This is a genomic window from Rhodococcus maanshanensis NBRC 100610 (genome assembly GCF_001894865.1).
In the GTDB taxonomy this organism is placed as follows: domain Bacteria; phylum Actinomycetota; class Actinomycetes; order Mycobacteriales; family Mycobacteriaceae; genus Rhodococcus_G; species Rhodococcus_G maanshanensis.
Genome location: NZ_BCXA01000012.1, coordinates 197,619 through 211,232 on the forward strand (window position 1 = coordinate 197,619; position 13,614 = coordinate 211,232).

General features: G+C 72.0%; 13 protein-coding genes. 6 read left to right on the top strand and 7 right to left on the bottom strand.

Going from position 1 to position 13,614, the window contains the following annotated elements:
* Positions 1-11: 11 nt before the first annotated feature.
* From cysS to RM1_RS06940, 3 genes are all read left to right on the top strand, one after another.
* Positions 12-1,421 (top strand): cysteine--tRNA ligase, encoded by a 1,410-nt coding sequence (gene cysS / locus RM1_RS06930; RefSeq protein ID WP_072750577.1) that lies wholly within the window; start codon positions 12-14, stop codon positions 1,419-1,421.
* Positions 1,421-2,410, top strand: a complete 990-nt coding sequence (gene rlmB / locus RM1_RS06935) for a 23S rRNA (guanosine(2251)-2'-O)-methyltransferase RlmB (protein ID WP_072750578.1) — start codon at positions 1,421-1,423, stop codon at positions 2,408-2,410. The genes cysS and rlmB overlap by 1 nt, the downstream gene beginning before the upstream one ends.
* 69 nt (positions 2,411-2,479) lie before the next feature.
* Positions 2,480-3,670, top strand: a complete 1,191-nt coding sequence (locus RM1_RS06940; RefSeq protein WP_072750579.1) for an amidase — start codon at positions 2,480-2,482, stop codon at positions 3,668-3,670.
* Here the strand turns inward: RM1_RS06940 and RM1_RS06945 are convergent.
* Positions 3,658-4,539, bottom strand: a complete 882-nt coding sequence (locus RM1_RS06945) for a 5-oxoprolinase subunit C family protein (RefSeq protein WP_174562925.1) — start codon at positions 4,537-4,539, stop codon at positions 3,658-3,660. The two genes, RM1_RS06940 and RM1_RS06945, sit on opposite strands and share 13 nt — an antisense overlap.
* Before the next feature lie 46 nt (positions 4,540-4,585).
* On the opposite strand from RM1_RS06945, the gene RM1_RS06950 reads away from it, so the two are divergent.
* Together RM1_RS06950 and RM1_RS06955 are read left to right on the top strand one after the other, a co-directional pair.
* Entirely contained in the window at positions 4,586-5,275 is a 690-nt protein-coding gene (locus RM1_RS06950; protein WP_072750581.1) for a ZIP family metal transporter, read from the top strand.
* Positions 5,276-5,416: 141 nt separating this feature from the next.
* The gene (locus tag RM1_RS06955) at positions 5,417-6,814 is read left to right on the top strand and encodes an MFS transporter (protein WP_072750582.1); all 1,398 of its coding nucleotides are present in this window, start codon (positions 5,417-5,419) and stop codon (positions 6,812-6,814) included.
* 73 nt (positions 6,815-6,887) lie between these two features.
* Here RM1_RS06955 and RM1_RS06960 read toward each other — a convergent pair whose 3' ends face one another.
* The 5 genes from RM1_RS06960 to RM1_RS06980 form a co-directional block, all read right to left on the bottom strand.
* Positions 6,888-7,499 (bottom strand): 5-oxoprolinase subunit B family protein, encoded by a 612-nt coding sequence (locus RM1_RS06960; RefSeq protein WP_072750583.1) that lies wholly within the window; start codon positions 7,497-7,499, stop codon positions 6,888-6,890.
* A complete protein-coding gene (locus tag RM1_RS06965; RefSeq protein ID WP_072750584.1) occupies positions 7,499-8,257 on the bottom strand; it encodes a LamB/YcsF family protein in 759 nt (252 codons plus the stop codon). Before RM1_RS06965 ends, RM1_RS06960 begins: the two co-directional genes overlap by 1 nt.
* Before the next feature lie 30 nt (positions 8,258-8,287).
* Positions 8,288-9,169, bottom strand: a complete 882-nt coding sequence (locus RM1_RS06970) for a metal ABC transporter permease (protein WP_072750585.1) — start codon at positions 9,167-9,169, stop codon at positions 8,288-8,290.
* Positions 9,166-10,026, bottom strand: a complete 861-nt coding sequence (locus tag RM1_RS06975) for a metal ABC transporter ATP-binding protein (RefSeq protein WP_072750586.1) — start codon at positions 10,024-10,026, stop codon at positions 9,166-9,168. The genes RM1_RS06970 and RM1_RS06975 overlap by 4 nt, the downstream gene beginning before the upstream one ends.
* A gap of 80 nt (positions 10,027-10,106) precedes the next feature.
* Entirely contained in the window at positions 10,107-11,171 is a 1,065-nt protein-coding gene (locus RM1_RS06980) for a metal ABC transporter solute-binding protein, Zn/Mn family (protein ID WP_083576567.1), read from the bottom strand.
* 86 nt (positions 11,172-11,257) lie between these two features.
* Between RM1_RS06980 and RM1_RS06985 the strand changes: the two genes are divergently transcribed.
* Positions 11,258-12,346: a LacI family DNA-binding transcriptional regulator gene (locus RM1_RS06985; protein WP_072750587.1), complete on the top strand. Its 1,089-nt coding sequence runs from the start codon at positions 11,258-11,260 to the stop codon at positions 12,344-12,346.
* A gap of 25 nt (positions 12,347-12,371) precedes the next feature.
* Here RM1_RS06985 and RM1_RS06990 read toward each other — a convergent pair whose 3' ends face one another.
* On the bottom strand, positions 12,372-13,517 hold the full coding sequence (locus tag RM1_RS06990) for an alkaline phosphatase family protein (protein WP_072750588.1): 1,146 nt from the start codon (positions 13,515-13,517) through the stop codon (positions 12,372-12,374).
* Positions 13,518-13,614 lie beyond the last annotated feature (97 nt).

The window sequence follows — 13,614 nt, forward strand, 5'->3', positions numbered from 1 at the left end:
GATCGCACGTCGTGACCCTGCGCCTATTCGACACCGAGACGCGGGCCCTGCGTGACTTCGTTCCGCTGGCCCCCGGACACGCGTCGATCTATCTGTGTGGTGCGACCGTCCAGGGCGAGCCGCACATCGGCCATGTGCGCAGCGGCGTCGCGTTCGACGTGCTGCGGCGCTGGCTGCTCGCGCACGACTACGACGTCGCGTTCATCAGGAACGTCACCGACATCGACGACAAGATCCTGAACAAGGCCGCCGATGCCGGGCGGCCGTGGTGGGAGTGGGCGGCGACCTACGAGCGCGCCTTCGACTGGGCCTACGACCGGCTCGGCGTGCTGCCGCCCTCCGCGGAGCCCCGTGCGACCGGCCACGTCACCCAGATGGTCGAGATGATGCAGCGCCTGATCGACGCGGGCCACGCGTATGCCGCCGCGGGCGACGTGTACTTCGACGTGCGCAGCTACCAGCAGTACGGCGCGCTGTCCGGGCACAAGCTCGACGACGTGCACCAGGGCGAGAGCGCGGCCGAGGGCAAGCGCGACCCGCGCGACTTCACGCTGTGGAAGGCAGAGAAGCCGGGGGAGCCCTCCTGGCCGACGCCGTGGGGACGCGGACGCCCCGGCTGGCACCTGGAGTGCTCGGCGATGGCGGAGGCCTACCTGGGCGCGGAGTTCGACATCCACTGCGGCGGGCTGGACCTGGTGTTCCCGCACCACGAGAACGAGCTGGCGCAGAGCCGGGCGGCGGGCGACGGGTTCGCCCGGTACTGGCTGCACAACGGCTGGGTCACCATGGGCGGCGAGAAGATGTCGAAGTCGCTCGGCAACGTGCTGTCGGTGCCGAACGTGCTGAAGAAGGTGCGGCCGCAAGAGCTCCGGTACTACCTGGGCGGGGCGCACTACCGCTCCATGCTCGAATACTCCGACCACGCGCTCGAGGTGGCCGCCGAGTCCTACCGCGGCCTCGAGGCCTTCATCCTCAAGACCCGCGAGCGGGCCGGTGAGATCCCGGTCGGCAAGTGGACCGAGGGCTTCGCCGCCGCGCTCGACGACGACCTCGCGGTGCCGAAGGCGCTGGCCGAGATCCACGGCAGCAAGACCGAGGGGAACAAGGCGCTCGACGCAGGCGACCTGACCGCGGCGCTGGAGATCGCCGGACAGGTGCGGGCGATGATGGGCATCCTCGGGGTCGACCCGCTCGATCCGCACTGGGCGGCCGATGCCGACGACGGCTCGGCGGCCCACGCGGCGCTCGATGTTCTGGTCCGCGCGAATCTCGATGCGCGCCAGAAGGCGAAGACGGACAAGGACTGGGCCGCCGCCGATGAGATCCGGGACCGGCTCGCCGCGGCGGGCGTCGAGGTCACCGACACCCCGAACGGACCCGAGTGGTCCCTCAAGACGAACCACAACGAAGCAGGACTGTGATGGCTGGCAATTCGAGCAGGCGCGGCGCGATCCGCAAGAGCGGCACCAAGAAGGGCCAGGTCGCGGGCTCCGGAGGCAAGGGGAGGCGCAGCCTCGAGGGCCGCGGGGCCACCCCGCCCGCGGTCGAGCGCACCAAGCACCCCGCCGCCAAGCGGGCAAGGGCGGCGGCCAAGGCGGCCGCGAGCACCAGCGGCAGGCCCGGTGGCAGCGCCCCGCGCGGTCGCGGCGGTTCGCCGCGCAAGGGCGTCGAGGGTCCCGAGAACGTATTGGGCCGCAACCCGGTCGTGGAGTGCCTGCGAGCGGGCGTGCCCGCGACCGCGCTGTACGTCGCGGTCGGCACCGAGAGCGACGAGCGGCTCACCGAGAGCGTGCAGCTGGCGGCCGAGGCGGGCATCTCGATCCTCGAGGTCCCGCGCACGGACCTGGACCGGATGAGCGCCAACGGGCTGCACCAGGGCGTCGCCCTGCAGGTTCCCCCGTACCGGTACGCGCACCCCGACGACCTCATCGCCGAGGCGCGCAAGCAGCAGGAGCCTGCGCTGCTGGTGGCGCTCGACAACATCACCGACCCGCGCAACCTGGGCGCCGTGGTGCGTTCGGTGGCGGCGTTCGGCGGTCACGGCGTGGTCATCCCGCAGCGTCGCAGCGCCAGCGTGACCGCTGTCGCGTGGCGCACCAGCGCGGGCGCGGCGGCCCGGCTGCCGATCGCGCAGGCCACCAACCTGACCAGGACGCTGAAGGACTGGGCGTCCAAGGGCGTGCAGATCGTCGGCCTCGACGCCGGTGGCGACACCACCCTCGACCAGTACGACGGCACCGGACCGGTGGTCGTGGTCGTCGGGTCGGAGGGCAAGGGCCTGTCCCGCCTGGTCCGCGAGACCTGCGACACCATCCTCAGCATCCCGATGGCGGGCCCGGTCGAGTCGCTCAACGCCTCGGTCGCCGCGGGCGTCGTGCTCTCCGACATCGCCCGCCAGAGAAGGCGCTGACGCGCCTGTGAGTGAGTTGCACCCCTATAGGGTTGCAATTCACTCACAGTGCCTGACCAGGAGGTTTCCGTGGTCGACCCGACGCTCTGGCGGGAATTCGGCACGCCCCTGGTCGCGCCGACCGGGAGGGGACCGCTGGACGGGATGACCGTCGCGGTCAAGGACCTGTTCGATGTCGCCGGGTACCCGGTCGGCGCGGGCAACGAGCAGTGGCTAGCCGAGGCCCGGCCGGAGGCGGCGACTGCGCCCGCCGTGGCAGCCCTGCTCGAGGCGGGCGCGGCGATCGCCGGGATCGCCCGCTGCGACGAGTTCGCCTACAGCCTGGCCGGCACCAACCCGCACCACGGGACACCGCCCAATCCGATTGCGCCCGATCGGATTCCGGGCGGTTCCAGCTCCGGATCCGGCAGCGCCGTCGCCACCGGTGCGGCCACGGTCGGGCTGGGCACCGACACCGCCGGGTCGATCCGGGTCCCCGCCTCCTATCTCGGGCTGTACGGGATCCGGCCGACGCACGGCGCGATCGATCGTGACGGCGTGCTCCCGCTGGCCCCGAGCTTCGACACGGTCGGATGGCTGGCCCGCGACCCGGACACGCTGCTCGCAGTGGGCGAGGTGCTGCTGCCCGCGGCGCAGGAGCGGCCGTTCGGACGGGTGATCGTGTCCGACGACCTGACCGCGATCGCGTCGCCGCCGGTGCGCGCGGCGGTCGACGCGGGCGTGGCCGCGTGGGAATCCGGTCCGGGTCTGCCCGCGATCGAGCGACTGCGACTGGACGTCGGCGGGCTCGGGGGCTGGGCGCACGCGTTCCGGATCGTGCAGGGTGCCGAGGCCTGGCGGGCGCACGGCGCATGGATCGCCCGGCACCGCGACAGTCTCGGCGCCGACGTGCGGTCCCGGTTCGAGGCGGCCTCGAAACACACTCGGGCGCAGTGGATCCGGGCGTCGGACGAGGTGCGGCGGATCGGTGCCGCGATCGACCACCTGCTGGGCGACGACCTGTTGTTGCTGCCGTCGGCGTCCTCGCCGCCGCCGACCCGGGAGCAGGCGACGATCGGTGGGCCGGTGATCGAGGCGGCCCGCGCCGCGACATTCGAGCTGACGTGCATCGCCGGGTTGAGCGGACGGTGTGCGGTGAGCGTGCCGCTGCCCACCGACGACGGGATCCCGGTCGGGCTGTCCGTCATCGGGCCGCGCGGGCGCGACCTCGATCTGCTGCGGCTGGCCGGCGCCCTGACGCGGGCCTGTCAGCCCGGCTGAGGCGAGCTGCTCGCGCGCTCGAATCGCACCTGTGTGCCGGGCACCAGCTGCGCGGCGGCGCCCAGGTCGGCGTCGACGACCACCGCGATCACCGGGTAGCCGCCGGTCACCGGGTGGTCCGCCAGGAACAGAACCGGCTGCCCGCCGCTCGGCACCTGCAGCGAACCCGGGACCATCCCCTCGCTCGCCAGCTCTGCGGTGTCCCGGCGCCGCAGCGGCTCGGCGCCCCGCAGCCGCGCGCCCACCCGGTTGCTGTCCGTCGTCACCGTCCACGGTTGGCCGAACAGCGTGTCGACGGCGGCCGCCTGGAACAGCTCCGAGCGCGGCCCGAGCCGAACCCGCAGCCGGGCGGGGGAGGGGGGTTCCGGGGGCGGCGGGATGATCTCGTCGGCAGGCCAGTCCGAACTCAGTTCGCCGACGGCCAGCCGGTCGCCTGCCCGCACCGGTTCCGGGCCGAGCCCGGCTAGGGTGTCGGTCGCGCGGCTGCCGAGCGTCGGCGGGGTATCCACCCCGCCGCGCACGGCGAGGTAGCAGCGCAGGCCGCCGGTGGCGTAGCCGAGGGCCAGCACGTCGCCGTCGGTCAGGTGCACGGCGCTGTAGTCCGCGGTCGGGGTGTGGTTGACCGACAGCGGGACCCGGGCGCCCGTCACCGCGACGGTCAGGCCGCCGTGCGCCCGGACTGCGAGCCCGCCGAGCGTGACCTCCAGCGTCGCGGCCCGGGGGTCGTTGCCCACCAAGCGGTTTGCGCTGTCGTGGGATCCACGATCGGCCGCCCCCGACGCGCCGACGCCGAGCGCGCCGAATCCGGGCCTGCCACGGTCCTGGACCGTGGTCAGCGCCCCGGTGCGCAACACTTCGAGCCAAGCCACCCAACGATTGTCGCGCATCCGTGGGCCGCGACAGTACGATCGCCCGATGGTCACTGCCGCGCTGTACGGGCTGGGAACCGCCGTGCCCCTGCTGATCGGGGCAATTGTCGGGCTTCGCTACGACCTGCCCCGCCCATTGTTGGCAGCGCTGATGGCGTTCGGCGCGGGCACCATGGTCGCGGCGGTGTCGACGGAGCTGTTCCAGCCCGCATTCGAGGCCGAGGGCGTGCTGGTCGCCGGAACCGCCCTGATGGCTGGCGCGCTCGTCTACGTGGTGTCCGATCACCTCATCGAGAACAAGCTCGGTGCCGCGGCCCTCGGCTGGGCGTTGATGCTCGGCACGCTGCTCGACGGGATCCCGGAGAACACCGCGCTCGGTGTCTCGCTGAGCGGGGGCGGTGGCGTCGTGCTGCTCGTGGCGGTCGCGGTCGGCAATGTGCCCGAGGCGGTCGCGGGCGCGGCGTCGATGCGCAAGCAGCCGAACTTCAACCGCCGCAGGGCGATTCTGCTGTGGACGGTGACCGCCGTCGTGCTGGTGCTTGTGGTGATCGCCGCGAATGCGGCCGCCGACGCCATCCCGGACCGGCAGATCGCGGTGATCCAGGCGTTCGCTGGCGGCGCGACGATCGCGGTGCTCGCGGATTCGCTGATGCCGGAGGCGTACCGGGAGGGCGGCTGGTGGGTCGGGCTGTCCACGGCGCTCGGCTTCCTCGTAGCGTTCGCGCTCGGCGGCTAGCGCTCGGCGGCCCGCACTCCCCGTCCGCCGACTGTGCACCTGCCGTCGCCGCTTCCCGGGCGACGCCCCGATAACTGCACACTCGACGGGGCCACCCGGACATTTGACCTCGACTGCACTTGAGGTTTTAGCCTGGTTGTCATGGCGCCGACCGACACCACGACCCCTCGGCTGGACCGCGGCTGGCGGCAGTTGCTGGGCCCCGACTACCTCGGGCCGATGGTGGTGCTTGCCGGCGGCGTCGCGCTGTACGCGATCAACATCTATCTGACCACCAGCCTGCTCCCGTCCGCCGTCGACGAGATCGGGGGAGCGCGGTTCTACGCGTGGGCGACCACGATATTCCTTGTCGCCTCGGTGATCTCGGCGGTCCTGGTGAGCCGGCTGCTCGCGGCCGCGGGGCCGCGGGGCGCCTACCTCGCCGCGATCGGGTTGTTCGCGGCAGGCACGGTGGTGTGTGCCGCCGCGCCGGACATGTTCGTGTTGCTGGCGGGCCGTGGCCTGCAGGGCTTCGGCGGCGGGCTGCTCAGCGGGCTCAGCTACGCGCTGATCCGGTCCACGCTGCCGCAGCATCTGTGGGCCCGCGCCTCGGCGCTGGTCTCCGGGATGTGGGGCGTCGGGACGTTCGTGGGTCCCGCGCTGGGCGGGGTGTTCGCCCAGTTCGGCGCCTGGCGGCTCGCGTTCGTCGTGCTCGCGGTGCTGGCGGCCGGTATCGCGGCGATCGTGCCCCGGTACATCGCGGCCGATCGGATCGAGGGGCCCCGGGTCGGTGTCCCGGCCGTGTCGATGTTGCTGCTGTCCGCGGCGGCGTTGTTGGTGAGCGTGGCGGGCATCGCGACGAGCGTGGCACTCACGGTGCTGGGGGTTCTCGCGGGTGTCGTGCTGCTGGTCGTCTTCGTCGCGCACGAGCGACGCGCGGGCACCAGGGTGCTGCCCGCCGTGACCTTCACCCCCGGCAACACCCTGAAGTGGACCTACGCGACGTTCGCGCTGTTGGCGGTCGCCTCGACCGCCGAGACCTTCGTGCCGTTGTTCGGTCAGCGGCTCGGTGGCCTCGAGCCCCTGGCTGCCGGCTTTCTCGGGGCCGCGCTCGCGGTCGGCTGGACGCTGGGCGAGATCTCCAGCGCCGGTGCCTCGCGCAGGTCGACGGTGCGCGCCCTGGTCGTCGCGGGCCCAGCCCTGGTGACGATCGGGTTCCTCGTCGCGGCGGCGACGCAGCAGGAGGGCGCGACGGCGTGGGTGATCGGGACCTGGGTCGCTGCGTTGGTGCTGGGCGGAGCGGGCATCGGCATGGCCTGGCCGCACCTGTCGACCTTCGCGATGGGTGCCGAGGACGACGAGGTCGAGGGCGGGAAGGCAGCCGCGGCTATCAACACCGTGCAGCTGGTCGCCAACGCGGTGGGGTCGGCGTCGGCGGGCGTCCTGGTCAATCTCGGCGGGTCGATGGCGGATTCGGCGAGGCTCCTGTTCGGGTTCTTCGCCGTGTTCGCCGCCGCCGGTGTGCTGACCGCCTGGCGCAGCACCCGGCCGCGCCCCTGACCCCCGCCGAGTGTGCACCTGCCGGGGCATCGGCCGAGTGGATGCGCCGGCAGGTGCACACTCGGCGAACAGCTCAGACCGCGACGAACCGGACCGTGTCTCCCGGCCGGAGCAGCGCCGGTGGCTCGCGATCGGCGTCCCACATCAGTTCGGTGGTGTGACCGATCAGCTGCCAGCCGCCCGGCGACTTCCGCGGGTAGACGCCGGAGAACTCGCCCGCAAGCCCGACCGCGCCGGCAGGCACCTCGGTGCGCGGGTCGTCTCGGCGGGGCACCCGCAGCCGGGGATCCCCACCGATGAGGTACCCGAACCCGGGGGCGAACCCGGCGAAGGCGACGGTCCAGTCGCTGCCCGTGTGTGCCGCGACGACACCGTCCGGCCCGAGGCCCGTCAGTTCACCGACCGTGGCCAGGTCCGGCCCGTCGTAGCGGACGGGAATCCTTACCAGCGCACCGGTTTCCGTGGCGGTCCCGGTCTCGGGGTCGGTCTCGCGCAGCCAGCGCGCGATGCTGGCTCGATCGGTGTGCCCGGGGTCGAATCGCACCAGTATGGTCCTGGCGGCAGGGACCAGGTCGACGACGCCCGCCGGGCGGTTCGCGTCCAGTGCCCGGTAGTGCGCGAGCACGGTGTCCAGGTCGTCGAACTCGGCGAGCACCCCGCCGTCGCCCGCGTCGAGCAGGCGCATCAGACGAACGGCTCCACGCGCACGCCCGCGAGGTCGAGTCGCGCGCGGATGGCGGTGGCCATCGCGACCGCGGACGGCGAATCCCCGTGCACGCAGACTGATTCGGCTGGCGCGGTCAGGACGGTGCCGTCGACCGCCTCGATCTCCGCGTGCTCGACCATCCGCAGCACCCGCGCGGCGACGGACTCCGGGTCCGAGAGCACAGCCCCGGGCAGTCCGCGGGGCACCAGCTCGCCGGTCGGGGTGTAGCCGCGGTCGGCGAACGCCTCGGCCACGGTGCGCAGGCCCGCGGCCTCCGCCTCCGCCAGGAAGACCGAGCCGGGCAGCCCGAGGACAGGGAGGGTGGGGTCGTACGCGACGACGGCCGCGACGACGGCGCGGGCCTGCCCGCGGTGGTGCACGATCGCGTTGTACAGGGCGCCATGGGGTTTGACGTAGCCGACGGCGGAGCCGACGGTCTGCGCGAGGGCGTCGAGGCCGCCGATCTGATAGATCACGTCCGCGGTCAGGTCCGCGGGGGCGATGTCGATGAAGCGGCGCCCGAAACCCGCCAGGTCCCGATAGCCGACCTGGGCGCCGATCCGCACCGCCCGCTGTGCTGCGGACCTGCAGGTGCCCAACAGTGTGGTCGGATCGCCCGCATGGAACCCGCACGCGACGTTGGCGCTGGTCACCAGCACGAGCATGGCCTCGTCATCGCCGAGCTGCCAGGCACCGAAGCTCTCGCCGAGGTCGCTGTTGAGATCGATGGATGCCACGCCTCGAATCCTAGGCCGCACTGAGCGAACTCAGGCCGTGACCGCGACCCGTCCGGCGTTGCGGGCCCGGCGCGGTCCGAAGAACCGGCAGACCAGGTAGATCACGAACGAGATGGTGGTGACGAAGCTGGACACCGGCACGCCGGGGGCCAGCGACAGCAGGATGCCACCCACGGCGGCGATCTCGGCGAACAGGATCGACAGCAACGTCGTCCGGAGCGGGCTCGAGGTGATCCTGGCCGCGGCGGCCGCGGGGGTGATCAACAGCGAGAGCACCAGCAGGGCGCCGACGATCTGCACGCCGAGCGCCGCGGCAACGCCGACCAGCACCGCGAACACGATGGCCAGACCGCGAACCGGCACGCCGCGGGCCACCGCGACGTCCGGGTCGGTGCTCGCGAACAGCAGCGGGCGGTACACCACGACCAGGACCGCCAGCACCGCGACCGCGCACACCAGCAGCAGCTGGAGGCCGCTGTTGCCCACCCCGACGATCTGGCCGACCAGCAGCGAGAAGCTGGTGCCGGTGCGCCCCGGATAGAGCCACATGAACAGCACGGACAGGCCGAGCCCGAACGAGAGGACGACGCCGATCACCGAATCCCGTTCGCGCACTTTGGATCCGAGTAGTGCGAACAGCACGGCGGCGAACACCGATCCGACGATGGCGCCGAGTCCGACGCTGATCCCGGCGAGCAGCGCGGCGGAGGCGCCGGTCAGCGACAGCTCGCTGGTGCCGTGCACGGCGAACGACATCTGCCTGCTGATGATCAGCGGACCGATCGCCCCCGCGAGCAGCCCGAGGATGGCGGCGGCGAGCAGGGCCTGCTGCACGAAGCCGTACTGCAGCAGGTCGATGGTGGCCTGCCAGTCGAACATCTGCGACAACGTGTCGGCGAGCTTCTCGTTCATTCGTGCGCCTCGTGGTGGATTCCGTCGGCGCCCGTGGAACCGAGCGCGTCGATGGCGTCGCCGGTGCCGACGACGACGAGCCGCCCGCGCACGTGCAGCACCTCGACGTCGGTCTGGTACAGCTCGGAGAGCACCTCCGAGGTCATCACCTCGGCGGCCGTCCCGATCCGGAACCGCCCGTCGACCAGGTACAGCACCCGGTCGACCAGGGGCAGGATCGGATTGATCTCGTGGGTGACGAACAGCACGGCGGTGTCGTGACCGAGCCGGCGCTGGTTGATCAGGTCGGAGACCCGGTGCTGGTTGGCCAGGTCGAGGCTGAGCAGCGGCTCGTCGCAGAGCAGCACCTTCGGATCGCCGACCAGTGCCTGCGCGACCCGCAACCGCTGCTGCTCGCCGCCCGACAGCGAGCCGACCGGGGCGTCGGCGAAGGCCCGGGCGCCCACCTGGTCGATGGCGTCGTCGACGACGATCCGGCGCGAGCGGCGGGAGCGGAACCCGGTGCCCCAGCGGTGGCCGTCCACGCCGAGCCCGACCAGGTCGCGCCCGCGCAGCGGCAGGCCCTCGTCCATCGTCTTCTGCTGCGGCACGTATCCGACATGGGAGTTCCCTGTCCGCGCCGGCGTTCCCGCGATCGTGGCGGTGCCCTCGGACAGCGGGAGCTGACCGAGCAGGACCTTCAGCAGCGAGGTCTTGCCGGACCCGTTGGGACCGAGGACCGCGATGAACTCGCCCTGCTCGACGCTCAGGTCCAGCCCGGACCACAGCGTGCGGTCGCCGTAGGCCAGCCGGGCGCCTCTCAGCTCGACGGCGGGTGTTCGGCTGACGCTCGATGCGTCGGGGGCAGGGTGGGTCACGGGGCCATTCCGGGTCTGGGTGTCACGAGGCTCATCGGCGAGCGTGACCGGTGGATTCGTTCTTCGGCGCGCGGCGGTTCTCAGTGCGCGGCGTTCATGGCAGCGGCGAGCGATTCGGCGGTGCGGGTCTGCCACTGAATGTAGTCGAACCCGTCGGGGAGGGTCTCGGTGACTTCGACGACCGGGATGCCGGCCGATTCGGCGGCCTCACGGATGTTCTGGGTCGCCTTGTCCTGGGTCTGGCTGTTGTAGATCAGGACCTTCACCTTCTTGTCGGCGAGCAGATCTCGCGTCGCGGCGACGGCCGCGGGCGGCGGGTCGTTGCCGTCCTCGATGGCCTTCGTGAAGTCCTCCGGGGTCTCGTCCTTCAGGTCGGTCGCCACCAGCAGGTAGTGGGCGATCGGCTCGGTCTGAGCGACCGGTGCCTGCGGATGCGCGGCGGCGATCGAGTCGGTGATGGCCGTGACGGCGTGCAGTTGTTCGTGGAAGGAGGCGGCGTTGGCGGTGTAGGCCGCGGCGTTGGCGGGGTCGATCGCGCCGAGCTCGGCGGCGATCTGCTTGGCGACGGCGTCCACGGTCGGGGTGTCGTACCAGACGTGCTCGTTCACACCGCCGTGGTCGTGGTCGTGGCCGTCGTGCGAGTCGTGCTCGGCCGCGGCGGGTTCGACGGGGGCGGCAGCGGCCTCTGCGGCGTGGTCGTGGTCGCCGTGCAGGTCGGTCTCGGTACCGAACAGGGCGAAAGCGTCGACCGTCCGTTTGCCGGGCGTGCCGGCGAGCACGTCGTCGATGAACTCGTCGTAGCCGCCGCCGTTGTAGACGACCAGGTCGGCGTCGGTGATAGCGGCGGCGTCCCTTGGACTGGCCTCGAACGAGTGCGGATCGGCGAACGCGTCGTTGATGATCGACGTGACGTCGGCCCGATCGCCCGCGACGGCCGCGGCCACCGAGCCCCAGACGTCGGTGGAGGCCACGATGTTGGCGCGCTGCCCATCGGCGAGCGGGGCGGTGCCTGCGCCTGCGTTCGGGTCGGACGAGCAGGCGGCAAGGGTCAACGCCCCCACGAGCGCCAGGCCGGCGGTGACGACCGCCGCGCGGCGCCGGGGCCGGGTCGGGGCGGTGAGCGGCGTCAGATCTCCCTGGGGCATGGCCTAGATACTAATGGAAATCGTTTCCGTTGTACATTGGAGGGGGCGTGCTGATGGTCACTCGCGGCATTGCGTACCGTCCCGTTATGCCCAGGTCCCGTCATCCGCGCCGTCAGGCGACGCTGGCGTCCCTCGCGGCGGAGCTCAAGGTCTCCCGGACGACGGTCTCGAACGCCTACAACCGCCCCGATCAGCTCTCGACCGAGCTCCGCGAACGGGTGCTGGAGGCGGCCAAGCGGCGCGGCTACCCCGGGCCGGACCCGGTTGCGCGCTCGCTGCGCACCCGCAAGGCGGGTGCGGTCGGCCTGCTGCTCACCGAGGCGCTGAGCTACTCCTTCCGCGACCCGGCGGCGATGAGCTTCCTTGCCGGCCTCGCGGAGTCGTGCGAGGCGGCAGGGGAGGGCCTGTTGTTGATCCCGGCCGGGCCGGGGCGCGACGACGTCCAGGCCGCAGCCGCGGTGCAGCAGGCCGGGGTGGACGGGTTCGTCGTCTACTCCGTGGCCGACGACGACCCGTACCTGGCCGCCGTTCTCGAGCGCCGCCTGCCGATGGTGATCTGCGACCAGCCGCGCGAGATCGAGGGCGCGTCGCTGGTCGGGATCGACGATCGCGGCGCGATGCGCAAGATCGCCGACTACCTGGTGTCGCTGGGGCACAAGGACATCGGCGTGATCTGCATGAGGCTCGGCCGGGACCAGCGGAACGGCGTGGCGGACTCCGCCCGTCTCGATTCGCCGAACTTCCACGTCCAGCGCGAACGAATCGCCGGGGTGCGCGACGCCCTCGCCGCCAGCGGGCTGGACCCGCGATCGTTGACGGTGATCGAGCGCGCGGAGCACAGCTCCCGGTCCGGTCACTCGGCGGCCGAGCAGGCGCTCGCGACCAATCCTCGGATCACCGCGCTGCTGTGCACCACCGACGTGTTGGCGCTCGGTGCCCTTGACTTTGCCCGTTGGCGCGGCATCGACGTGCCCGGCCAGCTGTCCATCACCGGGTTCGACGGCGTCGACGAGGCGCTGCGCGAGGGCCTGACCACCGTCCGTCAGCCCGCCGAGGAGAAGGGCAGGCGGGCGGGGGCGCTGCTGCTGACGCCCTCGCACTCCGGGGTGGCCACCGTCGAGATGCTCGAGACCGAACTGGTGCGGGGGCACACCGCGGCGCCGCCGCCCGCCTGACCTCACGACATCGCGCTGCCGGTCTCTACCCCCGGAACACCAGCAGTGGCACGTGCAGCTCGGCCGAGGTGAGCGATCCGTGGTGGCCGATGAGCATGGACTGCAGCGGCTCGGCTCCGGTCCGGATCAGCGCGCTCGATCCGCGGGCTATCGCGATCACGTCACCGATCCGTTCGGTGGCGGCGGGGGAGACGGTCGGCCCGAACCAGCCGTTGTCGATCGCCTCCGCGCGGGTAAGCACCGCGAACCCGTCGTCGAGCCGGTCTCGCCAGGCCGCGGCCACCCGGTCGGCTGCGCCGTCGTCCGTGTAGACGTGGCGGGCCCGGGGCTCGCCGCCGATCAGTCGGACGCCGTCGGTCAGTTCCGGGGACGCGTCGATGTCGACGGGGGAGCGCACCTCGACCATGCCGTGGTCGGCGGTGACGATCAGCGCGCCGTCGCGCGGCAGCCGCTCCGCGAGCTGGCGCGCCATCAGGTCGACCTGAGCCAACTCGAGGGCCCAGGCGGCCGAGGCAGGGCCCCTGGCGTGCCCGGTCAGGTCCAATTCGCCGTGATAGACGTAGACCAGGGAACGAGAACCCAGCCGGAGCGCGCCTGCCGACGCGTCGACCAGGTCGCCGAGCGAGAAGCTGGGGCGGAACTCCCCGCCGCGCAGCGCGGCCCGGGTCAGCCCGGAACCGCCCTGGTAGGGCGGGGCAACCCTGGACACGGAGATGCCGTCAGCGGCGGCGCGTTCGAAAGCGGTCGGAGTCGGCTGAAACTCCTCGGGCACCAATTCCTTGAGGAGGTCCACGCGGGGTCCCTCACCGTGCAGGCGCCATTTCAACGGGTTCATCAACCGGTCCTGCCCGGCCGCGGGGATGAGGTAGCCGACAACACCGTGCTGCCCCGAGGGCAATCCCGTGCCGAGCGAGGCGAGGCTGGTCGCGGTGGTGGTGGGGAAGCCCGCGGTCAGGATGGGGCCGAGTCTGGCGGAGAGAAAGGGTGCCGCCTCGGGGTGCGACGCCAACAGCTCGGCGCCGAGTCCATCGATCAGCAGTACGCAGACACGTGAGACACCCGAGAGATCGAGGCCGATCCGATCCGTCTCGCCGGCGACGCCGAGATGTGCGAGCACGGACGGGACGAGGTCGGACAGCGTCGCCTGGCCATAACGGGGTGCGAGGAGCATGACGCCAGGCTATCCGCGCCTTCCGAAAGCAGGGCCGCAAGCGATGCCATTTCTCTCGAATGGCGCTGACCAGGCGATTTGACGCTGTGTTCTTGTT